The following is a 23048-nucleotide window of genomic DNA, read 5'->3' as shown; positions in this document are numbered from 1 at the left end:
ATGGGTTGTGGAGGTCGGGGCGCGCGCGTGGACAATACCGAATACGCTCATGGCAGCGGTGTGAGCGATCTCGCGCGGCACCGGCGGAGCGATACAGCGCACACGGCGCCCAGAGTTGGAGGGTGGACATGACGCGGTTGGCGGAGGATCGGGTGGTGTCCGAGCCCGACCCGGCCCACCCGGAACCGGCGCCCACCTCCGGGCGGGCGGGGCTCGTCCGACCCCGGCTCGCGCAGGCCTGGAAGTGGTTGAACCCTGCACGTTTACGCCTGTTCGCCCAGTCCTCGCCCGGGCGGCTGCTCGGCGTCGGGCTCCTGCTGATCGTGCTGTGCCTGGGGTCGGGAGGAATCACCGCGGGCGCTGTACACGACCGCCAGCGCGACCTCGACGTTCTGCTCGCCCACACCGAACCCGATGCGAACGCGGCGCATCGGCTCTACACCGCGCTCTCGGTGGCCGACGCCGCCGCGGCCACGGCCTTCATCTCCGGCGGTCTGGAGCCCGAACAAGTACGCGACCGCTACAGCCAGGCGCTGGGGGAAGCGGGCGCCGATCTGGTGACGCTGTCCGGTGACGACGCTCAGGACGTCCTGCAGCGGATGGGTATCGGGTCGGGGCTACCCGTGTACTCGGGTCTGGTGGAGACCGCGCGGGCGAACAACCGGGAGGGCCACCCGGTCGGGGCGGCCTATCTGAGCGAGGCGTCGTCGCAGATGCAGACGGTGCTGCTGCCGACCGCCGAACAGCTGTACGTGCGGCGCGCGGCCGCGGTCGATACCGCCCAGGACCGGCACGTCCGGCCGCCGTGGTCGGCCATCGTGCTGCTCGTCGTCGCCGTGATCGCGCTGGTGTGGGCGCAACGGCTGCTGGCCCGGCGGTGGCACCGCACGTTCAACCCGGGCCTGCTGCTGGCCTCCGGCGCGTTGCTCACGCTGATGCTGTGGACGGTGATCGCCGGATCTGTTTCGTCGGTGGCGATGTCCAGCGGCCGGGCCGACGGGACGGTGCCCGCCGCCCGGCTCACCGAGAGCCGGATCCTGGCGCAGCAGGCGCGTTCGGCGGAAACACTCAAACTGGTGCGTCGCGACACCACCGGCGATTACGATCACGTGTTCGACGCCAACATCACCCGGCTCAACGAACTACTCGCCGGGCACACCGACCGGGCGACCACCGACGCGCGGGCCGCACTGCTGCACTGGCTGGCGGCGCACCAGCGGATGAACGAGGCACTCAACCGCGGCGAATTCGCGCGCGCGGCAGCGATTGCCACCGCGCCCGGCGCCGAAAACGCTACCGTTCATGTGGAAGCACTGGACCACGCGCTGGGCAACGGCATCACCGAGACCCGGGACACGCTACGTAGCAATATTTTCCACAGCGCCCGGGTACTCGACTATCTGGCACCAGGTGCGTTGATCCTCGGCTTCGCCGCCGCGGCGTATATCGCCTTCGGCATCTGGCCAAGACTGCGGGAGTATCGATGAGGTTTGCGCGAAACCCGGTCCGGACGGCGGGCTCCGGGCCGTCGCGGCGATCGTGGCCGCTGCGTGTCGGGGTGGCGTGCACCGCGCTGCTCCTGGCCGGTTGCGCCACCGGCCCGGGCCCACACCACGAGATAGCGCACAGCGACTACTCCGAGCCGCCGCTACCCGCGCAGGCGACGGCGATGGAGGCCGACGGCCCGCTACCCCTGCCCGACGACCCCACCAACTGCGGTGATCCCACCGCCGGCCTGCGTCCCGCCGGCCCCGGGGCGACCGGTCCGGTGCTGGACCGGATCCGGGCACGCGGTCGGCTCGTCGTCGGATTGGACACCGGCAGCAATCTGTTCAGCTTCCGGGATCCCGAGAGTGGGGTGATCGTCGGCTTCGACGCCGATATCGCCCGCGAAGTGGCCCGGGACCTGTTCGGGGATCCCGACAAGATCGAATACCGCAGTCTCGGATCCGAGGAGCGGGAAGCGGCGCTGATCGAGCACCGAGTGGACATGGTGGTCAAAACCATGACCATCACCTGCGCCCGCCTGGCCAGGGTCTCCTTCTCCACCGTGTATCTGAAGGCACACCAGCGGGTGCTGGCCGTGCAGAATTCCGGCATCCAGAGTTTGAAGGATCTGGCGAACAAGCGGGTGTGCACCATCCGTGGCACCACCTCGCTCGAACAGATCAGCCGGATCCAGCCCCAGGCATCCATTCTCACCGTCCCCACCTGGGCAGACTGTCTGGTGGTTCTGCAGCAGCGGCAGGTGGACGCGGTCAGTACCGACGACGCGATCCTGGCCGGGCTGGCCGAACAGGACCCCTACACCGAGCTGGTCGGTCCGAGTATCAGCGAAGAGCCGTACGGAATCGGCATTCCCAAGGGCGACGACGATCTGGTCCGCTTTGTGAACGGCACGCTCGACCGTATCCGCGCGGACGGTACGTGGAACCGCCTCTACAACCAGTGGCTCTCGGCCCTCGGCCCCTCCCCCGGACCCCCGCCCCCGACCTATCGGGACTGATCGCCTTGACGACGGACGAGCCGGTCGACCGGTCCGGCTCCGGAGACGTTCCGGAGCCGCCATCGACCCGTGCCGTCGATGCCGCGCCCATCCGGCAACCGGACGGGCAGCCCAGTGCGTCCACCCGACTCGGGGCGGGCCGCGTGCGTGACGATCACGGCACTTCCGGGACCGTCGCAGGCCCGGCAACCACTCCCGCGGCGGGTACCGCCGCCTCCCCGGAAACCGCCGCCGAAGCGGGTACGGGGGGCTACCCGCAAACTGCCGCCGGCGCAGGTCCCGTCACGCACTCGCGAACCGCCGGCGTCGCCGGTACGGCCGCCTACGCGGAAGTCGCTGCCGAGGCGGGTACGGCCGGCCGCCCGGAAACCACCGCCGCCGGTCCCGATGCGAACCCGGAAACCGCAGCCATCGCCGGTACGGCCGCGTACGCGGAAACTGCTGCCGGCGCGGGCCCGGTCGACGTTGCGGACATCACCGCCGTTGCCCGCCCCGAGGCGCATCCCGAGACCGCTGCCGCAGATGCCGCCGCCTCCCCGAAAACCGCCGCGGTCGCGGATACCGCCGCCTCCCCGAAAACCGCCGCGGTCGCGGATACCGCCGCCTCCCCGAAAACCGCCGCGGTCGCGGGTACCGCCGCGTACCCGGGCACCGCGGCGGCCGTGGCGTCCGCCGACACCGGTGACCGAACGGGTTCGAGGTCCACCGGGAGTTCCGGGCACGGCAGCGGTTCCCAGCTGCGTACCGGCCGCAGCACCCGTACCGTGCGTTCGCGGCCCACGGTGCGCACCCTTGTCGCCGGTCTGGTCGAGATACCACCCGTCGAGGCCGCCGACCCGGTCGCCGCGGTCCTGACCGATCCGGTGGTGCGGGAGGGCAAACGGTTCTGCTGGCGCTGCGGCAAACCGGTGGGCCGGGCGAGCGCGAGTGGTCCGGCCACCACGCGCGGTATCTGCCCGAATTGCGGCGCCGCCTTCGATTTCCGCCCGACGCTGAACCCCGGGGATATGGTGGCCGGCCAGTACGAGGTCCAGGGCTGCCTCGCGCACGGCGGGCTGGGCTGGATCTATCTCGCCGTGGACCGCAATGTCAGCGACCGCTGGGTGGTGCTGAAGGGTCTGCTGCACGCCGACGATATCGAGGCCCAGGCGGTGGCCGTGGCGGAGCGGGAGTTCCTGGCCGAGGTGGCCCATCCGGGCATCGTGAAGATCCACAATTTCGTCGAGCACCTGCCGCCCGGCGGTGAGCCGATCGGTTTCATCGTGATGGAGTACGTGGGCGGCCGTTCCCTGCGCAGCATGCTCGACGACCGCAAGCGGCCCGAACGGATCCCCGTGGCGCAGGCCATCGCCTACATCCTCGAGGTGCTGCCCGCGCTGGATTATCTGCACGCGACCGGGCTCACCTACAACGACCTCAAACCCGACAACATCATGGTCACCGAGGACCAGGTCAAACTACTCGACCTGGGGGCGGTCGCACCGATCGATGCCTACGGGAACCTGTACGGCACCCGCGGTTTCCAGGCACCCGAGATCGCCCGCACCGGTCCGACGGTGGCCTCCGATATCTACACGGTGGGTCGCACGCTGGCCGTGCTCACGCTCAACATGCCGACCGAACACGGCGCCTATCGCGACGGCCTGCCCACCCCGGAGGACGAGCCGATCCTGGCCCGGTACGAGTCGTTCCACCGGCTGCTGCTGTGCGCCACCGATACCGACCCGGACCGGCGGTTCCCATCCGCCGGGGCCATGGCCGATCAGCTGTCCGGGGTGTTGCGAGAGATCCTGGCCTTCGAAACCGGAGTGGAGCGGCCGCACCGGTCCACGGTTTTCGGTAAACAGCGCAGCGCGTTCGGGGCCGAGGAGCTGATCGGCCAGACCGACGCCTACGCCGACGGCATCGCGCGCGACACCCTGCTCTCGGCCGCCGATATCGCCGCGGCGCTGCCGATCCCGCTGCTGCCCCGCACCGAACCGGCCACCGCCCACCTGGCCGACACACTGCAATCCGATCCGGACCAGGCACTGGCCGCGCTGCACGAGGCGCGCGAGCAGCTCGCCGCGGACCCGGCCGCGGACCCCGAAAACATGGAACGCGAACTGCGGCTGGCCGAGGCCCGTATCCTGCTGGATCTGAACCGCGTCGCCGAGGCCACCGATCTGCTCGACGCCATACCGCAGACGGGCCGCCGGGATTGGCGGATCGACTGGTACACCGGTATGGCCGGGTTGCGCGAGCAGGACTACGAGAAGGCCTATTCCGCGTTCGACGCGGTATTGCGGGTCCTTCCGGGGGAACTGGCGCCGAAACTGGCTCTGGCCGCCACCGCCGAACTCGTGCTCCAGCACTGGGCACCGGACGAGACCCGCGCCTGGCGCGATTACGCCGAGAATTTCTACGCCACCACCTGGCGTACCGACCACGGGCTGGTGAGCGCGGCTTTCGGTTCGGCCCGTCTGCTCACCGCCGCCGGCCGCCACCGGGAGGCCGTCACCGCTCTGGACGAGGTGCCGGGTTCCTCCCGCTATTTCACCACCGCGCGGATGACCGTGGTCCTGCTGCTGCTCACCAGCGCGCCCGTGGCGGAACTACCGGAGCACACCCTGCGCGAGGCGGCGGCCCGTGTGGAAGCCCTTCCGCCGGACGAACGCCGGGCCGTCCAACTGCGGGTGATGGTGCTGGGTAGCGCTCTGGCCTGGTTGCAGGCCGGTAATACGCCGCGGCGGCCGCAGCCGCCGATCATGGGAGTCGCGTTCACCGAAAACGCGTTACGCGACGGCACCGAATCCGGGCTGCGCACCCTGGCCCGCTTCGCGCCCGGCCGCCGCCACCGCTACGCGTTGGTGGATCTGGCCAATTACATCCGGCCCAACACCTGGTTCTGAACCGCCGAGCCCGAGGTTTGCCGGACAACGTGTCCGGCCGGGCCGGCGAGTCCACCGGTTCGTCGCCACGAGTTCCACGATCCGGCCGGTGTGGAGTTCCCGTGCCTGTGGGCCGCCGCTCGGGTATGTACGAAGCCGAGCCGACGGCCCACGCCGGTTCGACGACCCGGCTGCGACCGAGGTGGCGGACCGGCGCACGAACCGGCCCGCCCGCGGAGTTCAGTTCGCCCAGATGGTTTCTATCGGGGTGGCCTCGGTGGGCGGCGGGGTGGGCACGCCGTTGGGAGTGCGGGAGAAACGGGGCGCCGGGGCGTGCTGGGTGACGTTGTCCAGTTCGATGAGCGAACCGCGGGCGGCGATATGCTCGTTCTCGCTCGCCTCGTCGAAAGTGAGCACCGGGCTCACACAGGCATCGGTGCCGGTGAAGATCGCGGCCCATTCGTCGCGGGTCTTGCTGCGGAACTTCTCGGTGAACAGCTTCTTCAGCGTGTCCTGCCCGGCCGGGTCCATCTGGAAGGGCAGGCCCTCGGGGTCGATCTCCAGACCGGCCAGCAGCTGGGCGTAGAACTGGGGCTCGATCGCGCCGACGGCCATGTACTTACCGTCGGAGGTCTCGTAGGTGTCGTAGAACGACATACCGGTGTCGAGCAGGTTCGTCCCGCGTTCCGACGACCAGGCACCGGTACCGCGGAAGGCCCAGATCATATTCGACAGCGCCAGGGTCCCGTCGACCATCGCGGCGTCGATGACCTGGCCTTTACCGGAATTCTGGCGTTCCACCAGGGCCGCCAGGATACCGAACACCAGGAACATGGAGCCGCCGCCGAAATCGCCGACCATGTTCAGCGGGGGCACCGGCCGTTCGCCCTTGCGGCCGATGGCGTGCAGTACGCCGGTGAGGCTGATGTAGTTGATGTCGTGCCCGGCCCGGTCCGCCAGCGGACCCTCCTGCCCCCAACCGGTCATCCGGCCGTAGACCAGCCGCGGGTTGCGTTCGAGCAGGTCGTCGGGTCCCAGTCCCATCCGTTCGGTGACGCCGGGCCGGAAGCCTTCGATGAAGACGTCGGCTTTGCCCACCAGCCCGAGGACCTTCTCGATATCGGCCGGGTCCTTGAGGTTGGCCTCCACGACCGTGCGGCCGCGCAGCTGCGGCCGGTCCGCGCCGCCGGGCAGCTGGCCGGCACGCTGGATCCGCACCACATCGGCGCCGAGATCGGCCAGCAGCAACGCGGCATGCGGCCCGGGTCCGATCCCGGCCAGTTCAATCACGCGAATGCCCGCGAGCGGGCCCTGCTTGGTGGCGGTGGATGGTGTACTCACGCCCTACCTCGGTTCGTCGTCGATCCAGTGTCAGCCCCGCGGGGCATATTGACAGTATGACAACAGCGGCTCCGAGTCACGGGGTCGGTGCGATCGGCCCCGGGACCGGTGGTTGTCGGTGGGCACGAGCAGACTGTCGGTATGCCGGACAGTGCGGTCGCGCCGCTGGACGCGACGAATTTCGACACCGCGATCGGCCGCTGTGCCATCGCCTGGCGGGCGGACGCCGTGGCCCGCTTCTCTCTCCCCGGCTACGACCCCGGCGCCGGGTTCCGCGGCGACGACGCTCGCCCGGTCCCCGAGCCGAGCACCGGTCCGCGCGGCGAGGCGCTCGCCCGCATCCGCGCCCACCTCGACGGCGATCTCGACGATCTGCGCTGGATACCGCTCGACCTCACCGGACCGCCGGAGTTCCACCGCGCGGTGTACGCGGTCACCCGGGCCATCGACCCCGGGCACACGCTCAGCTACGGGGAGGTCGCGCGCCGCTGCGGCGCGGCCGGGGCCGCGCAGGCGGTCGGTCAGGCGCTCGGCAGCAATCCGATTCCCCTCATCGTGCCCTGCCACCGCGTCCTGGCCGCCGATCATTCCCTGCATGGTTTCTCGGCGCCGGGCGGTATCGATACGAAATCGAAGCTGCTGGCGATCGAACGCACTCCCGGATTCGGGGAACCGACCCTGTTCTGATCGGACGCGGGCCGGGGCGAGCGGGAAGCGTCATTTCCGGCCGAGGACCTGCACATAGTGGGCATTGCTCATAATGCCGAGGAGGTTCCCGAACGGGTCCACCACCGAGCCGGTGACGAAACCCGGGCCGCGGGTGGTGATCGGCTCGTATTCGGTGGCGCCCAACTCCAGCAGGCGCTCGTAGGTGGCCGCCAGGTCATCGACGTGCCAGTACAGGATCGCGCCGCCCGGCCCCGGTTCGGCGCGCTCCGGTTTGTGCGCGCCGTCGATGAGGCCGAATTCGTGCTCGTAGTCGCCGACCCGGAATTCGTAGTACCCCGGCACCGCGAAATAGGGCGGCGTCCCGAGGAATTCCGTGTACCAGTCCCGGGCGGCCGCCAGATCGTCGGCGTAGAAATTCACTGTCGTCATTCCGCGCAGCATCGTCGTTCTCCTCGGTCGTGGTTCGAGCTGGTGACACCATCCTCGCGAGCAAAGTGCGCAACTTCTGAGCACTTTCCCGGGCAGAATGGGACCATGCGAGCCGATCGATTGGTGGCCACCCTGCTGCTCATGCAGACGCGGGGGCGGGTCACCGCCGCCGAGCTCGCGGCCGAACTGGAGGTGTCGGTGGCAACCGCGCGCCGGGATCTGGAGGCGCTCTCGACCGCCGGTGTCCCGGTATATCCGCAGCCCGGGCGGGGCGGCGGCTGGCAGCTGGTCGGCGGGGCGCGCACCGATCTGAGCGGTTTGACCGCGGGCGAGGCGCGGGCGTTGTTCCTGCTCACCGGCCCGTCCGCCGGGGCGCTCCCGGAGGCGCGCTCGGCCCTGCGCAAACTGTTGCGCGCCCTCCCGGCGACCTTCCGCGGCGAGGCCGAGGCCGCCGCCGACGCGGTGGTGATCGATCCGGCAGGCTGGGGCCGCACCGAACGCGAACTCCCCGAGACGGTACGACTGTTGCAGCAGGCGGTGGTGAAACGCCGCCGGGTCGCGTTGCGGTACCAGGGCCGCGCGGGTACGACCACCGATCGGGTGGTCGATCCATGGGGCCTGGTCGACAAGGACGCCGTCTGGTACCTGCTGGCCGGCACCGAGCACGGCCGCCGGACCTTCCGGCTGGATCGGATCTCGCACGCCGAACCCATCGATCAGCAAGCGCACCGGCCCGCCGATCTCGATCTGCCGGCCGTCTGGGCCGAGGTCGTCGAACAGATGGAACAGCGCCGCGCGACCACTTCCGCCACCGTCCTCGTCGGCGAACAGTTGCTGCCGGTACTGCGCGACAGGCACGGCAGGCACTGCGAGGTCGCCGGGCCCGCCTCCAACGGCCGCGTCCGGGTCCGGTTCACCGCGCACACACCGCGGGCGGTCGCCGAACAACTCGCGGGCTGGGGTGCGACCGTGGAAGTCGTGGAACCGGACTCGGTGCGCCGTGAGCTCGCGGTGCTGGGCGCGGAATTGGTCGAACGCTACGGCGGCGCCCGGAAATAAGTGCTCACTCGGTGCGCACTTATCGCTGGAGGATCGAAACAGACCACCACACTCCAGCCGGAAGAGGCCCGCATATGTCCACTGCCGACCAGACCCGAGCCGCCACCTTCGATACCGCCGAGGACTACGAGAGGTGGCTTTCGGCAAACCACGACACCGCCGCCGAGATCTGGTTGAAGATCGCCAAGAAGAACGCGTCCGTCACCACCGTCACCATCACCGAGGCCCTCGATGTAGCCCTCTGCTACGGCTGGATCGACAGCCACCGCCGCGCCCTCGATGCCCACCACTATCTCCAGCGCTACTCACCGCGCACGCCCAGGAGCCCGTGGTCGGTGATCAACCAGGGCAAGGCGGAGAGCTTGATCGCCGCGGGCCGGATGCGGGAGCCGGGTCACACGGCCATCGAAGCGGCGAAGGCGGACGGCCGGTGGTCGCCGAACAGGTCCTGATTCCGGCGTCGTCGCCGAGGTCGCCGAGGTCGCCGGAAAGGCTACGTCCGCTTCCTCATCCAGGGGCCGAACCCGGCTGCTCGCTTTCGGCCCTCGTATCAGAGGCCGCGCACCACGGCCGCCGTCCCCGAAAACCGTGCCCCCGATGCGCGACCCTGATCGCACCGCACGCACCCGCCGAAACCACCGACAGCAGCACCAGCCCGAGTAGATACGAGGCCAGGCCGTAAAGGAGTCGTGGTGCCGCGATCTCGGCCACCGCGCGCGGCCGAGGCGGCGACTCGGCGCCTACAGCGACATTGCGGATATCGGGCTCGCGGACGAGCGGGGCCGACTGCGGCGCCGGCCGTTGTGGTGCGGGAGCGGGGCCGGGGACGGCCGGAGCGGGGCCGGGGACTGCGGGAGCGGCGGGACCCGGCTGCGCCGGCGGCGGGACGGGGATGCGATCGGTGGCGAGGTCTTCGGCGACCGCCGTGAACCATTTCAGCACCAGGTCGACGGCGGGCCGGCCGTCCGCCGTGTAGCCGGCGTGGAAATAGTCGCCGTGTTTGCGGACAGTATCCGCGTAGCGCAGCCACAGCCCGGGGTCGAGGAGTTCGGCGTTCTCGGCGCTCAATCGGCCGAGCGCGTTGAACGATTTGCTGATCAGGTTGAACACGGTGCGCCGGGGCAGCGGACGACGGGCGGCGGCCACGAGCGCGTCGGTGGCCCGTTCGATACCGGTCAGCGGGTCGGGCGCGGTGGCGATACCGGCGACCTCGGCGGGTTCGAGGGCGATTCCGATGATTGCCAGCAAGGTGTTGAGCGCGCTGGTACCCAGTTTCAGCAGCGCTTCGCGGGCCTGCGGTTCGCTGCCCGAGCGCGGGTCGGCGGCTTCGGCCAGCCGGACGCCGAGCGGTTTCTCCGGTGTCAAACACAGTGTGCCCAGCGAGTATCCGCGTAGATCGTGGGTGACGACCGCGGTCGCGGTGCGCGAGAGCGTCGAGGAGAAACCGTCGCCGATCGACGCCAGTGCCGCCACCGGGTCCGACGGGAGCAGTTCGGCCTGGCCGAGGATATTGACCACCATGTGCAGCAGGGGGGCGTCGGTGGGGGCATCGCAGGCGAGGTCACCGGGTAGGCACAGCGAGGCTACCCGGCCGGTGAGTTCACCGAAGTCCGGCGCGATATCACGCAATGGCCCGATACCGCCGCCCGGCGCGGGATGCCTTGGAAAAACCTGCAGCGCGGAGAGTTTCGCGCCTCGGGTTCCGGGTGCCGGTGCTGGACGTTCGGCGTCCGGCAGTCCGGGAAACACCGGCGCCCCGGGGGCACGGGTGGGATCGGCCAGCAGTGCCACGGCCGCGACCCGGTCGGCCGGCACCGCGCCCCCACCGGTGCCCAGCTCGCGCGCGAACATCGAAACGATATGCGCACCCTGCGAGTAACCGACCAATCCCAGCTGAGAATCCGGACAGCGCTGAGCGACCTCGGTGGCCATATCGCGCAACCGTTCCAGCCCCTCACCCGCCGAGACGGAATACGGTGCCGTGGTGGCACCTGGTAGTGCGCCGCCGAAACCGGCCAGGTAGGGAACATAGGCGCGGCCCACGGCCGACCCGATCGGCATTTCGGTCAGCGGGCCCAGGACCAGCGACAGCAGACCGGCGTCCGCGGCCACCGGGGAATCCGGGGTGGACTCGCCGGTCCCCTGCACACCGAGAACGAATAGGCCGGGGCAGCCCCCGGCCTCCGCCAACGCCACCTCGACACCGTCCTGGGCACGGGCGACCGCGGGTGGTCCGAGCGAGAGCGCGGCGACCGATACGGTCGCCGCCCCCACAGCACAGACCGCTCGTTGGAACGCCGTGCGGGCGCGGCTCATCCAGACCTCCGACTTGATCAGAACGGCGCGGCCCCAGTGCCGCGCGGCAATCGGCCTCGCGCGGACCCCGCTAGGGAACGAGTAGCGCGATAACGAGATCCAGCACCGTGCCGATGAGCTGTCCGACAACACTCAGAAGCAACTGAACTCCTCACAGCGAATGCGAATGCGCCGGGGAGTATGCGAGATGCCCGGCACGAAAGGTGTTGCTACATCGAAATGCCCGCTCCGGCCGTCACCGCGCGGCGATGGGCCGGAGCGGGCACCCAACAGCGAATCCGCCCGCACGGAAATACTCGTCAGGTGCAGTGTTCACGAGCACATCCGTCGGCGGGGCGACCTACTCAGAAGAGGACGCCGCCGAGGTCACCGACAACAGCGGCGAGGTTCGTGACGACGCTACCGACGAGTTCCAGCAGACCACCGAGCAGTCCCATTTCAATCCTCGTTTCTCTGGTTTCGTTGTCCGCCCGGGCAGGCGCCCGGACTTTACGGCTGCGCTCTCACCCAAGCCCCCGACAGCCGATGGACGAGACCTTTAACAGCGCCCTAGCAGCAGTTATGGCTTGAAGCTATGAGACATACCATCTGGTATTCGGCGCCGGTTCAGAAATGGATGGGCAGAATCGCTGGTGCAGCAGTAGTGTTTCGGCCCCGACCATCCCGGTCTCTGCTGCGATTCCGGGACGTCACCACGCGCCGAATCGGGGTCCCTGGCCCCTGAGCCCGATGTCGAGCCCATTCGGGTAAGGGGTCGGGAACAGATTCGCGAGATGCTCTATGGCAGATGGCTTCCGGTGCCGCACCAAGCCGGAAAGCGGTCGGCGCAAACGCTACCGTCAGCAAAGCTGCCCTGTCGGTCGCCATGTCATGGTCACGGTTTGCGGTCGCCGCAGCAACGCGTCAGGATTCGGCCGGTGACGACAGAGTACAAAGCGACATACAACACCCTGGCTGTTCGGTTGGTCTCGCTTGGCATGATCTCGACTGATACCGCGCACAAGGTGCTCCGCGACATCGACGGGCTGGACGAAGGGCTGGACGACGAGCTGGCCGGTGAAGGCTTGTCCGATGCACTGGAATGTTTCGGGGTGGCGATCGGGGTGCACGGCGACAAAGTCGACGATCTGGAGGGTAGCTACGATTACCTGTTGCGCGATGCGGCAGCTTGCACCGGTGGCGCGGTCGTCGTCGACGATGTCGAGCTGAGCAGCGATCCCGACGGTGGGGAGATCCTTCGGTTCGTATGCAACGGCTCTGTCGTGGAGTGGTCACTGCAACACGATTTCGATGGCTATTTCGACTTCATGGGTATCCTGGCCAACATTCATGATCTCAATCCGCCCGGTGCGGATGATCACAGGACGTTCCGGTCGGTCGAGCTCGATGAGCCGGGAACCAACTACTACGTGTTGGCCACCGATGAGCAGGCGCTGGCGCTGGCGAACGAGTTCGGTCTGCGCCTCGACTGAGGCCTGAACGCGACTTTCTCGTCGGCACCGGCATCCCTCCCGACTCCTGCCCCACCACCAGAGAGCCGCCCTTTCGACCAGAGCCCGCTATAGCGGTTTCCGGGACTTGCGATCGTGGTCGGCTGGTGCACGGTCGGGCCGGTCGCTGCGGCGCATCGCGGTGTACTGCGCCCGAGTTCGGACGGACAGAGCGGCCCAGCGGCCGGCGGTGGTGGGTGAGATCCCGAGGAGTTCGGTGTGATCAGGTCCGGAGCGAGGTGGAACATCGCGGCGTGGCGAGCGTGGTGAGGTCGTATGCCGTGGGCGACGAGTTCGCTTCGGATGTTCTCGGCTTGCGGGCAGACGGTGCGCGGCTGCCGCCTGGTCACTCGGTCGGCTCGTGTGGCCGGCGCACCACAGCGCGGATCGGCCGTAGCTCACCGATACCGAGTCCTTCGTCGTTGCGGCCGTCGGTGCCGGTCCCGGGTTGCTCGGCCTGCGCAACGACCGGCTGCAGCAGGTCGTTGGGCCGGCAGGCCAGGATGCCGCAGAGCGCCCGGCCCGAACCGGGGCCCTGGGCCGCTCGGGCCCGGCGCCGTAGGGTCGCGTACGAGCAACCCGTCCGGACCAGGAGTGGCGTGATGAAGATTCGATTCGGTGTCGGTACCGGCTCCGGCAGCGATCCGGAAGACCTGCCGGAGCTGGTGGATCGGCTGGAGGCCGAAGGAATCGATTCCCTGTGGTTCTCCGAATTGATCTACGCACCTGCCGTGGACCCCACCGTCGGGATGGCCTTCGCGCTGTCGCGAACCAGCCATCTGAAGGTCGGGACGTCGGTGGCGATTCTTCCCGGCCGCCACCCTGTACTGGTCGCCGAACAGCTTGCCTCGCTGGCAGCGCTCGCGCCGAAGCGGGTGCTGCCGGTGTTCGGGTTGCAGCCGGCCACCCCGCAGGAACGCGATCTGTTCCCGGTGGCGGGGCGGCGCGGCGACGTGTTCGACGAATCCCTGCAGCTGCTGCGCGCTGTACTGCGGGAAGACGATGTCGACTTCCACGGCGACTACTTCACCGTGCGTGCGGCGCGGGTGGGCAGACGCCCGGCCCGGCCCCTGGACATCTGGCTCGGCGGGCGCGCACCCGCCGCGTTCCGGCGGATCGGCCGGTACGGCGACGGCTGGCTGGGCAGTTTCCTCACCCCCACCGAGGCGGCCGCCGGGGTGGCGGCGATCAACGCCGAGGCCGCGGCGGCCGGGCGAGAGATCGAAGCCGATCATTTCGGGATCACCCTGCTGCTGGCGACCGACGGTATCCCGGCCGACCTGGCGGCGGGGATCGCGCAGCAACGTCCCGGAACCGACCCCGCCGACCTGGTCGCGGGCAGTTGGCCGGACCTGCACCGGCTGATCGACGGTTACCTCGACGCCGGGCTGAGCAAGTTCGTAGTGGTCCCGGCGGCGGGCGGATCGCCGGCCGGCTTCCTGGATCGTTTCGTCACCGAACTGCTGCCACGCCAGAATTGAGACCGACGCCCGGGCGCGAGCCGACTCGTCCGACGCCGGGTCGACAGCCGCGGCCCGGCCCATACCCCGTAGCCGTCAAGCGGCCGCGACCAGGGCGACGGCCGCGACCACCTCCACCCAGAAGTAGAACCAGATGGGGTAGAACGCGACCGAGCCGTCCAGCAGCCGGGAAACGACCCGGCCGACAGCCATCCCGGCGAGCGCGACGGCCACCGCCAGCACCACACCCCGGCCGAGTTCCCCGCTGTGCAGAGCCGCCCAGCCGAGCGCACCCGCGATCGCGAGCCCGAACCCGCCGTACACCGCGCGGACCTCGGAGCGCCCGGTGGCCGTGGTCACGGGAATGCCGAAGGGCGCGGTCAGTTTCGCGGGCACGGCGAGCGCGTACAGACCCATTGCCGCGAAAAGGATTGCCGCCACGAGCAGTACCACCGGCCGCATCACTACCTCCACGTTTCGCCTACTGGTCGGCCCATCATCCGCCCGGCCCGCCGGCCCGGCTTCCGGAAACGTGCTCCCGGCCACGGCCGACAGCCACCGTCGCGAACACACCTCGCGCAGCCGCGGACCGCTGGCCGAGGCGGGTTCGCCGCCGCTCAGCGCGACCCGGCAGCCCGTTCCACACAGCCGCTCGCGGCACCCGCGGGCCGGTCGGGAACGCCCACGGTGAGCGTGCGGGCATGGGCGGCAACCTCGATCGCGTCCACGTGGACACCCGCGACCTCCGACCGGATGTACGCCGGTCTCCATTGGGTGGACACAACCCCGACTGAAGGACGGCCCGCCTGCTCAGAGGGTGAGGATGGTTTTACCGAGCGCGGTACGGGCCTCGAAGGCGCGGTGCGCCGCCGCGGCTTCCGCCAAGGGCAGGACCGTCCCGATCACCGGATCGATTTCGCCGCGCACGACCAGTTCCTCGGCCCGGCGGATCAGTTCCGGCCAGCGCTGCGGGCGGTAGCCGAGACTGAACGGGATCAGCGTGGCGCCGACCGCGAGAAGCCGATCCGAACCGATCTCCACCGGATTCCCACTGGCCGTGCCGAAGACGACCATCCGGGCGCCCGGCGGGGTGAGCAGGCCGTAGGCCTCGCGTGCGATCTGCCCGCCGACGGTTTCCAGCACCACCGATACCGGCCCCACCTCTTCGGTCCAACCGGGTCGTGAGTAGTCCACAGTTGTGTCGGCGCCCAGGTCGGCGGCCAGACGACGCTTCTCCTCGGCGCTCGCACCGGCCACGACCCGGGCACCGGCCCGTTTGGCCAGCTGCACCAGCAGGGTTCCGATACCGCCACCGGCCGCCTCCACCAGGACGGAGTCGCCCGGTCCGATCTCGGCGGTCTCGAACACTCCCACTGCGGTGGCACCCTGCCCGAGCAAGGCGAGCGCGCGATGCTCGCCGAGCCGTTCGTCGAGCGGGGCGGCGTCCGCAGCGGGCACGACCACCAATTCGGCGTAGCTCCCGGCGGCGACCCTTCCGACCACCCGCTCACCGACGCGATATGCCGCGACGCCGGGACCGACGGCGACCACCGTGCCGGCGACTTCGATACCCGGGATATGCGGCAACGGCGAGCCGAGCGGGTCGGGCAGCACCCCGGCACGCACCTGAACTTCGAAATAGTTGACGCCGGTGGCCGTGGCGCGGACGAGCAGTTCGCCCTCCCCCGGTACCGGATCCTCGACCTCTTCGACGCGCAGCACCTCCGGCGCTCCGTACTCGTGATATCGAACTGCACGCACGGCATTCCACCTTTCCATACGGACTGTTAGTCCGTTTATGGTTGGGTATCATACGGACCAACAGTCCGCTTCTGTCAACTGGAGGAGTCCGGGTGCGTGCCGACGCCGAACGCAATCGAGCCGCGATCCTGGCCGTCGCCGGGCGTTTGATCTGCGACGAGAGACGTGACAACGTCTCCATGGACGACATCGCGGCAGCGGCCGGAGTCGGCAAGGGAACGCTGTTCCGCAGGTTCGCCGACCGGGACGGGCTGGTCCGCGCACTGGTCGAGGAGCGCACCGGCCAGGGCTGGGACACCGTGCGCGAACTCGCGGCGGATACGGCAGTGCCTGTGCGGGATCGGATCGCGGCGGTCGTCGCGGCGGTGTTCGACCTCACCGCGATCGAACTCGCCCCGCTGATGCGCGCCCTGCCCGACGTCTGTCAATCCGACAGCTGGGCACCCTGGCGCACCCTGCTGGCCGATCTGATCGCGCAGGTCGCTCCCGATGCCGACACCGAATTCCTGGCATTGGCGATCTTCGCGAGCATGCGTCCGGAAATCACCGATATGATCGGCGCCCGCAGCCACCGCGCCGGCGTGCTGGACCTGACCGCGCGCATCCTGGCCACAGGCGTTGCGTCCTGATCGGCACGCAACCGGTGACATGCGCGAATTCGTACCGGTCGGCGGCTATCCGTCCGGTACAGAACCGACGGTGCCCATACTCCGTTCGCCGGACCGGCGACTGCGCCCGATCCGGGCTACTTTGGTGCGGTGAGCGCTTGGGGAGAAATCGTTGTCGGCCTGGTGATCCTGGTCGGCCTCATCGGCATCGTGGTGCCGATTCTGCCGGGGGTGATCCTGATCTTCGGGGCGATCGCCATCTGGGCCTTCGTCACCGGCGGAACGACCGCGTGGGCGGTACTGGCGGTCGGCACCGTCGCGCTGGCCATCTCCGGCGTCGTCAAGTACACCTGGCCGGGCCGCAAACTGAAAGAAGCGGGGGTGCCGAACCGGACGCTGCTGCTGGGCGGTCTCGCCGGCATAGTCGGGTTTTTCGTGATTCCGGTGGTCGGCCTGTTCGTGGGTTTCGTGGTCGGTGTGTATCTCTCGGAGCTGCAACGGCTCCCCGACAACCGGCAGGCCTGGCTGTCGAGCAAACACGCGATCAAGGGTGTGGGGCTGTCGATCCTGGTGGAGTTGCTGGGGGCGCTGCTGGCGAGCGGGGTGTGGGTGATCGGCGCGATCGCCGCCTGAGCCGCCGCCTCGCGGCGCAGCGCCCGCAACTCCTCCGACAGCAGAGCGGCGGTCTATCGGGTTCTGGGACTCGGCGGTTCGCTCTGCCACGGTAGTTATCCCGCGGCCGATATCGGCGGCGGCGAAATCGGTATAGCCCAGGGCGTGATCCGTGTCGAAGGACGCAGGCGACCGGCCGCCACGGGACCGGGTCAGCTCGGGCCGGAACGTTTTCCGATGATGGGCAACGGACGTGTTGTCCCGTCGTGAGCCGACGGCCGGTCGTCGCGCGGCGGCACGAACAGCGGCAGGGTCGGGGTGGGGTCCTCGGTGGTGCGGTCGATCGCGGGCAGTCCGTAGAACGCGCGGGCATTGTCCTCCAGCACCGCGTTCATATCGGTGCCGACCACATCGCAGATCAGCTCCACATCCGATTCCCGGAACGGCCGGCCCGCGCGGGTGCCGGGCAGATCGCTGCCGAACATCAGCGCCTGCGGATCGACCGCGTGGATCCGGCGCAACGCCGTAGCGACATCCATATCGACCCGCCCGAAACCGGTTGCCTTGACCCGCGCACCTCGGTCGACCAGGTCCAGCAGATACGACAGACCCTCCGCCGACATTCCGAGATGGTCGATGGACACCTTCGGCAATTTCAGGATCACCGGTTGCAGCGAGGCCAGCATCTGGCCGTCGACGTAGATCTCCACATGCCAGCCCGCCAGCTCGTAGGCACGCAGAGCCTGCCGGGTCATGCTGGCGATATCCGCGGCCGCACGTTTGAGGTTGAACCGGACCGCGCGCACCCCGGCCTCGTGCAGGTCGAGGATCTCGGCGTCGGAGGCGTCGAGATCCAGACGGGTCACCCCGACCCAGCCGGGTCCGAGTTCGGCCAGGGCGGCGCGCAGATAGCTCTGGTCGTTGCCCTGGAACGAGGCACTCACCACCGCGCCACCGGAAGGCCGGAAGCGGGCCATCCGCCGCCTGTAGTCGGCGACGGTATAGGGCTCCGGTAGGTAGCCTTCGTTCTCGATCAGCGGAAAGCGCGGATCGATGATGTGCACATGGGCGTCGAACACTGCTACAGCATGCCTGATAGATCGGGGCGTCCGCTGCTCTCGACCGGGGAGCGGGAGCAGCGGACGGTGGGTCAGACCTTGTGGGGTTCGCTCGCGCGCAACATATCTTCGCGCTCGACGACCTTGACCCGCTCCCGGCCCTCGGGCTCGCCCAGCGACCGCTCGTGTGCGTCCAGCCGGTACCAGCCGGCCCAGGTGGTGAACGGGATGCCCCGGCCCTCCAGGAACTCGAGCACGGCCTCGGGCTCCGGGTTCGGCGCCGGCACGAAATTCGCGCTGTCGTCCACGAGGCAGGCGACCGTCTCGTTGGCGTCACCCTTGGTGTGGCCGATGAGCCCGACCGGACCGCGCTTGATCCAGCCGGTCACATAGGTGCCGGGCATATAGCGGGCGGCGCCGTCGGCATCCTCGTCGACCAGGACACGGCCGGCCTCGTTCGGGATGACCCCGGCCTGATCGTCGAAGGGCAGCTCGGAGATGTTCTGCGACAGGTAACCGACGGCCCGGTAGACCGCCTGCACATCCCATTCCTTGAACGTGCCGGTGCCCTTCACATTGCCGGTGCCGTCGAGCTGGGTGCGTTCGGTACGCAGGCCCACGACCCGGCCGTCCTCACCCAGAATCTCGGCGGGGGATTCGAAGAAGTGCAGGAACAGCTTGTGCGGGCGATCGCCCTGGTCGCGGATGGCCCACTGTTCGAGGGTGTTGGCCACCATATCGACCTGCTTGGAATGGCGGCGCGCGGCCTCCGAACCTTCGTCGTAGTCGATGTCCTCCGGATCGACGATCACCTCGATCGTCGGGGAGTGGTCGAGTTCGCGCAGCTCCAGCGGGGTGAACTTGGCCTGCGCCGGGCCGCGGCGGCCGAACACGTGCACCTCGACGGCCTTGTTGTTCTTCAGGCCCGTGTACACGTTCGGCGGGATCTCGGTCGGCAGCAGTTCGTCACCGGTCTTGGCCAGCACGCGCGCCACATCGAGGGCGACATTGCCGACACCGAGCACCGCGACCTTCTCGGCCTCCAGCGGCCAGGTGCGCGGCACGTCCGGGTGCCCGTCGTACCAGGAGACGAAGTCGGCCGCGCCGTAGGAACCGTCCAGGTCGATACCCGGGATGGGCAGCGCCCGGTCGGCGTTGGCGCCGGTGGAGAAGATCACCGCGTCGTAGAAGCGACGCAGGTCCGACAGCGTGATATCGGTGCCGTAGTCGATATTGCCGAGCAGGCGCACCTGCTCCTTGTCCAGCACCTTGTGCAGGGCGGTGACAATGCCCTTGATCCGCGGATGGTCCGGGGCCACGCCGTAGCGGATCAGTCCGAACGGGGCGGGCATCCGCTCGAACAGATCGATCGAGACGTCCGCATCGGATTTCATCAACGCGTCGGCGGCATAGATACCGGCCGGCCCGGCCCCGACGATCGCGATCCGAAGCGGGCGGTTCGCTTCCTTCTGCTCGGTCATCTGTTACGCGCACCCTTATCGGTCGAAAGAATCACTGGCGTTGTTGTTAGCTTAGGCTAACTTGACGCTCGGCTCGTATGCACCTACATCGCGCCGTCCGTGGGTGGCTGTTCACCGTTCGTCGTCCCACGCCTACGCGGGTAGCGCTGTGCTGCGGTACCCGCTGTACCCGCGATTCTATCGGGGTGCGGGCACGGTGCGATCCGGGGACCAGGGATGATCGTCGGTATGAGCGATCCCGGAGCGGCCGGCGAGCAGCCCGCCAACGAAACGGGCGGCGACGAGCGACCACGCTCGATCACCCCGTTCGTCGTGGCCGCGGCGGTCGCGGCACTGGTCCTGGCGGGTGTACTCATCGCCGGCCTGGTGGCGCCCGCTGAGAAAAATGTCACAGATTCCGACCGGATCGCCGGCGCGGTCCGGGAGTTCGCCGATGTGAGCAACCGCTACGGGCCCGAACCACCCCGCCAGGCGGTCTGCCCCGGTTTCGTACCCGCCCGCTCCCCGCTGGCCGGGCAGTTGAAACCCGGCGAAACCGGGAAAGATATCGAAATCACGAGATTCGGCCCGGTGCACATCACCGGCGATACCGCGAACATCGAAGTGACCAGCCGTGTCGAAGGCGAGGAGCGGACCGCGACCTGGTGGTTGTTCCAGTCCGACGGCGACTGGCTGGTCTGCAACCAGCCGGCCGAATGAGCCCGCCTGCGGCGTCAACCGAGGTTTGACAGCGCCCGACTCGCCGGGCAATCTTTTCGGTTGGGTCATGAGTGCCAGTGCCAAGCCCCGGCTCGCTGGTCGGCAACCCTCCTCCGCGGTGGGGTGCTCCGGGTGACGACCTGGCGCGCATCGATCGGATGCGGCAAGTGCGGATTCGCAGGAGGTGCCAGTATGAGTTACGCAGGGGATATCGGCCCGGAGCAGGCATGGGAACTGCTGACCGGGAACCCGGACGCAGTCCTGGTGGACGTACGGACCGAAGCCGAGTGGAAGTTCGTCGGGGTACCCGACACCAGCTCCATCGCCAAGCCGACCCTGCTGGTGGAGTGGGTCGACGGCACCGGCACCCGCAACGCCGAATTCCTGGACCAGCTGCGTAGCGCCCTGTCCGACCGCCCCGCGGACGCGCCCGTGCTCTTCCTGTGCCGCTCCGGTCAGCGTTCGGCGCATGCGGCCGACGCCGCGACCGCCGCGGGTATCGCACCCTCCTACAACATCAGCGACGGCTTCGAGGGCCCGCTGGACGAACTCGGGCACCGCGGCGGCTCCGGCTGGCGGGCCCACGGACTGCCCTGGCGGCAGTCGTGATCGGCGGCGGTTCGTTCGAACGGCCGTTACCCGAAGGAGTCGGCCCGGCGACCCTGGGGGTGCGCGGCGGCCTGAGCCGCTCGGGGTTCGACGAGACCTCCGAGGCCCTGTACCTGAACTCCGGGTTCGTCTACGCCAGCGCCGAAGCGGCCGAGGCCGCGTTCACCGGGGACAACCCGCACTACGTGTACTCCCGCTACGGCAACCCGACGGTGACCACCTTCCAGGAACGCATGCGCCTGCTCGACGGCGCCGAAGCCTGTTTCGCGACCGCCAGCGGTATGGCGGCCGTTTTCGTCGCCCTCGGGGCGCTGCTGAAGGCGGGCGACCGGCTGGTGGCCGCGCGCAGCCTGTTCGGCTCCTGTTTCGTGGTGTGCAACGAGATCCTGCCCCGCTGGGGCGTCGAAACCGTCTTCGTCGACGGCGAAGACCTCGACCAGTGGGAAGCGGCGCTGTCCGAACCCACCGCCGCGGTCTTCTTCGAGACGCCGGCCAACCCGATGCAAACCCTGGTCGACGTGCGCAAGGTCTGCGAGCTCGCGCACGCCGCGGGCGCGCAGGTGGTCCTGGACAATGTGTTCGCCACCCCGCTGCTGCAGCGCGGCTTCGAACTCGGCGCCGACGTGGTGGTCTACTCGGGCACCAAACACATCGACGGTCAGGGCCGCGTACTCGGCGGCGCGATCCTCGGCACCTCCGAGTACATCGAAGGCCCGGTCAAGACGCTCATGCGCCACACCGGCCCCGCCCTGAGCCCGTTCAACGCCTGGACGCTGCTCAAGGGTCTGGAGACCATGCCGCTGCGGGTCCGCCAGTCCACCGAGTCGGCGCTGCGGATCGCGCGCTACCTCGACGAGCATCCGGCCGTGAGCTGGGTCCGGTACCCGTTGCTGGAATCGCACCCGCAGTACACGCTGGCGACCGCGCAGATGAGCGGCGGCGGCACCGTGGTGACCTTCGAACTCGCGGCCGCCGCGGACCTCGCGAAGAAGCGGGCCTTCGAGGTACTGAACAAGCTGCGGATCATCGATATCTCCAACAACCTGGGCGACGCGAAAAGCCTCATCACCCATCCGGCCACCACCACCCACCGGGCCATGGGCCCCGAAGGCCGGGCGAGCATCGGCCTCTCCGACGGGGTCGTCCGGGTCTCGATCGGCCTGGAAGACATCGAAGACCTCCTCGGCGACCTCGACCACGCGTTGAGCTGATCACGCAGAGGCCCGTCCACGCCTACGGCCCGCTCAGGTCAGCGGATTCGCTGCCTCCGTGAACGGGGTACGAACCCGCCCGACCAGGTCGGCGACCGAGCTCAGCACCGACGTCGGCCGATACGGATACTGCTCGACCGATACCTTCGTCGAGATACCGGAGGTCACCAGGATGGTGCGCATACCGGCTTCCATCCCGGAGATCACATCGGTGTCCATCCGGTCGCCGATCATCACACTGGTCTGTGAGTGCGCGCCGATGCGGCGCAGCGCCGAGCGCATCATCAGCGGGTTGGGTTTGCCGATGTAGTAGGGGTCGCGGCCGGTGGCCCGGGTGATCAGGGCCGCCACCGAACCGGTCGCGGGCAGTACGCCGTCCCGGGACGGTCCGGTCGGGTCGGGGTTGGTGGCGATGAACCGCGCCCCGCGCTCGACCAGCCGGATGGCGGTGGTGATCGCCTCGAACGAATAGGTGCGGGTCTCGCCCAGCACCACGTAGTCGGGGTCCACCTCGGTCAGAACGTAGCCGATCTCGTGCAGGGCGGTCGTGAGTCCGGATTCGCCCACCACGTAGGCGGTACCGCCCGGTCGCTGCTCGTTGAGGAAACTGGCGGTGGCCAGCGCCGAGGTCCAGATCGAATTTTCCGGGATCTCCAACCCGGTCTGACGCAACCGGGCCTGCAGATCGCGGGGTGTGCGGATCGAATTGTTGGTCAGTACCAGGAACGGGATCTCCTCGGCCCGTAATTCGGCGAGGAACTCGTCGGCGCCGGGCACCATATGGTCCTCACGCACCAGCACCCCGTCCATATCGGTGAGGTAGGACAAAATCCGGTCATCTGGGCTCACCCCGTCATTCTGCTCTTCGT

General features: G+C 68.9%; 22 protein-coding genes and 1 riboswitch. Of the genes, 13 read left to right on the top strand and 9 right to left on the bottom strand.

The annotated features are described in order from the left end of the window. Positions 1–128 precede the first annotated feature (128 nt). From NS4_RS14965 to NS4_RS14955, 3 genes are read left to right on the top strand one after another with little or no spacing between them, the layout of a single operon-like run. Positions 129–1487 carry a GlnX family signal transduction membrane protein gene (locus NS4_RS14965; protein ID WP_063060269.1) on the top strand — a complete coding sequence of 453 codons (1359 nt, stop codon included), beginning with the start codon at positions 129–131 and terminating at the stop codon, positions 1485–1487. Beyond that, complete coding sequence (locus tag NS4_RS14960) at positions 1484–2506, top strand: glutamate ABC transporter substrate-binding protein (protein ID WP_063060138.1); 1023 nt, start codon at positions 1484–1486, stop codon at positions 2504–2506. Before NS4_RS14965 ends, NS4_RS14960 begins: the two co-directional genes overlap by 4 nt. 5 nt (positions 2507–2511) lie before the next feature. Continuing rightward, positions 2512–5397 (top strand): serine/threonine-protein kinase, encoded by a 2886-nt coding sequence (locus NS4_RS14955; RefSeq protein WP_245665418.1) that lies wholly within the window; start codon positions 2512–2514, stop codon positions 5395–5397. A gap of 219 nt (positions 5398–5616) precedes the next feature. Here the strand turns inward: NS4_RS14955 and NS4_RS14950 are convergent, their stop codons facing one another. Next, entirely contained in the window at positions 5617–6717 is a 1101-nt protein-coding gene (locus NS4_RS14950) for a CaiB/BaiF CoA transferase family protein (protein WP_063060137.1), read from the bottom strand. A gap of 141 nt (positions 6718–6858) precedes the next feature. On the opposite strand from NS4_RS14950, the gene NS4_RS14945 reads away from it, so the two are divergent. Further along, on the top strand, positions 6859–7404 hold the full coding sequence (locus NS4_RS14945) for a methylated-DNA--[protein]-cysteine S-methyltransferase (RefSeq protein WP_063060136.1): 546 nt from the start codon (positions 6859–6861) through the stop codon (positions 7402–7404). Between the two features lie 30 nt (positions 7405–7434). Here NS4_RS14945 and NS4_RS14940 read toward each other — a convergent pair whose 3' ends face one another. Further along, the gene (locus NS4_RS14940) at positions 7435–7827 is read right to left on the bottom strand and encodes a VOC family protein (protein ID WP_063060135.1); all 393 of its coding nucleotides are present in this window, start codon (positions 7825–7827) and stop codon (positions 7435–7437) included. 93 nt (positions 7828–7920) lie between these two features. On the opposite strand from NS4_RS14940, the gene NS4_RS14935 reads away from it, so the two are divergent. After that, on the top strand, positions 7921–8874 hold the full coding sequence (locus NS4_RS14935) for a helix-turn-helix transcriptional regulator (RefSeq protein WP_063060134.1): 954 nt from the start codon (positions 7921–7923) through the stop codon (positions 8872–8874). Positions 8875–8948: 74 nt separating this feature from the next. Continuing rightward, positions 8949–9326, top strand: coding sequence for a YdeI/OmpD-associated family protein (locus NS4_RS14930; RefSeq protein ID WP_063060133.1), 378 nt, complete (start codon positions 8949–8951; stop codon positions 9324–9326). Positions 9327–9381: 55 nt separating this feature from the next. Here NS4_RS14930 and NS4_RS14925 read toward each other — a convergent pair whose 3' ends face one another. Beyond that, a complete protein-coding gene (locus tag NS4_RS14925) occupies positions 9382–11190 on the bottom strand; it encodes a cutinase family protein (protein WP_084487282.1) in 1809 nt (602 codons plus the stop codon). 917 nt (positions 11191–12107) lie between these two features. Here NS4_RS14925 and NS4_RS14920 point away from each other — a divergent pair. Both NS4_RS14920 and NS4_RS14915 read left to right on the top strand, forming a co-directional pair. Continuing rightward, positions 12108–12662 (top strand): hypothetical protein, encoded by a 555-nt coding sequence (locus NS4_RS14920; RefSeq protein ID WP_157106061.1) that lies wholly within the window; start codon positions 12108–12110, stop codon positions 12660–12662. A 620-nt stretch (positions 12663–13282) separates the two neighbouring features. Continuing rightward, positions 13283–14161 (top strand): TIGR03854 family LLM class F420-dependent oxidoreductase, encoded by an 879-nt coding sequence (locus NS4_RS14915; RefSeq protein WP_063060130.1) that lies wholly within the window; start codon positions 13283–13285, stop codon positions 14159–14161. Between the two features lie 75 nt (positions 14162–14236). Here the strand turns inward: NS4_RS14915 and NS4_RS14910 are convergent, their stop codons facing one another. The 3 genes from NS4_RS14910 to NS4_RS14905 form a co-directional block, all read right to left on the bottom strand. Further along, on the bottom strand, positions 14237–14602 hold the full coding sequence (locus tag NS4_RS14910; protein WP_063060129.1) for a DUF4345 family protein: 366 nt from the start codon (positions 14600–14602) through the stop codon (positions 14237–14239). 155 nt (positions 14603–14757) lie between these two features. Beyond that, on the bottom strand, positions 14758–14922 hold the full coding sequence (locus tag NS4_RS32225) for a hypothetical protein (RefSeq protein ID WP_157106060.1): 165 nt from the start codon (positions 14920–14922) through the stop codon (positions 14758–14760). Positions 14923–14950: 28 nt separating this feature from the next. After that, positions 14951–15901, bottom strand: a complete 951-nt coding sequence (locus tag NS4_RS14905) for a quinone oxidoreductase family protein (RefSeq protein WP_084487280.1) — start codon at positions 15899–15901, stop codon at positions 14951–14953. Between the two features lie 92 nt (positions 15902–15993). Here NS4_RS14905 and NS4_RS14900 point away from each other — a divergent pair, with 92 nt between their 5' ends. Together NS4_RS14900 and NS4_RS14895 are read left to right on the top strand one after the other, a co-directional pair. Next, entirely contained in the window at positions 15994–16530 is a 537-nt protein-coding gene (locus NS4_RS14900; protein WP_063060127.1) for a TetR/AcrR family transcriptional regulator, read from the top strand. Between the two features lie 129 nt (positions 16531–16659). Next, positions 16660–17142: a DUF456 domain-containing protein gene (locus NS4_RS14895; protein WP_063060126.1), complete on the top strand. Its 483-nt coding sequence runs from the start codon at positions 16660–16662 to the stop codon at positions 17140–17142. A 191-nt stretch (positions 17143–17333) separates the two neighbouring features. Here the strand turns inward: NS4_RS14895 and NS4_RS14890 are convergent, their stop codons facing one another. Together NS4_RS14890 and NS4_RS14885 are read right to left on the bottom strand one after the other, a co-directional pair. Further along, the gene (locus tag NS4_RS14890) at positions 17334–18200 is read right to left on the bottom strand and encodes an amidohydrolase family protein (protein ID WP_063060125.1); all 867 of its coding nucleotides are present in this window, start codon (positions 18198–18200) and stop codon (positions 17334–17336) included. Positions 18201–18271: 71 nt separating this feature from the next. Continuing rightward, positions 18272–19660, bottom strand: a complete 1389-nt coding sequence (locus NS4_RS14885; RefSeq protein ID WP_063060124.1) for an FAD-dependent oxidoreductase — start codon at positions 19658–19660, stop codon at positions 18272–18274. 228 nt (positions 19661–19888) lie between these two features. Here NS4_RS14885 and NS4_RS14880 point away from each other — a divergent pair, with 228 nt between their 5' ends. From NS4_RS14880 to NS4_RS14870, 3 genes are all read left to right on the top strand, one after another. Continuing rightward, positions 19889–20359, top strand: coding sequence for an Rv0361 family membrane protein (locus NS4_RS14880; RefSeq protein ID WP_157106058.1), 471 nt, complete (start codon positions 19889–19891; stop codon positions 20357–20359). Between the two features lie 63 nt (positions 20360–20422). Continuing rightward, positions 20423–20535: riboswitch (SAM riboswitch) on the top strand. A gap of 16 nt (positions 20536–20551) precedes the next feature. Further along, positions 20552–20968, top strand: a complete 417-nt coding sequence (locus NS4_RS14875) for a rhodanese-like domain-containing protein (RefSeq protein ID WP_063060122.1) — start codon at positions 20552–20554, stop codon at positions 20966–20968. Beyond that, the gene (locus tag NS4_RS14870) at positions 20965–22179 is read left to right on the top strand and encodes an O-succinylhomoserine sulfhydrylase (protein ID WP_063060121.1); all 1215 of its coding nucleotides are present in this window, start codon (positions 20965–20967) and stop codon (positions 22177–22179) included. Before NS4_RS14875 ends, NS4_RS14870 begins: the two co-directional genes overlap by 4 nt. Positions 22180–22212: 33 nt before the next feature. On the opposite strand, the gene NS4_RS14865 is transcribed toward NS4_RS14870, so the two are convergent. Further along, entirely contained in the window at positions 22213–22989 is a 777-nt protein-coding gene (locus tag NS4_RS14865; protein ID WP_063060267.1) for an HAD-IIA family hydrolase, read from the bottom strand. Between the last annotated feature and the right edge of the window lie 59 nt (positions 22990–23048).

Origin of the sequence: Nocardia sienata NBRC 100364, assembly GCF_001613205.1 — a bacterium.
Taxonomy (GTDB): Bacteria; Actinomycetota; Actinomycetes; order Mycobacteriales; family Mycobacteriaceae; genus Nocardia; species Nocardia sienata.
Note: the sequence above shows the minus strand (reverse complement) of the source record. Positions and strands in the feature narration are given on the sequence as shown.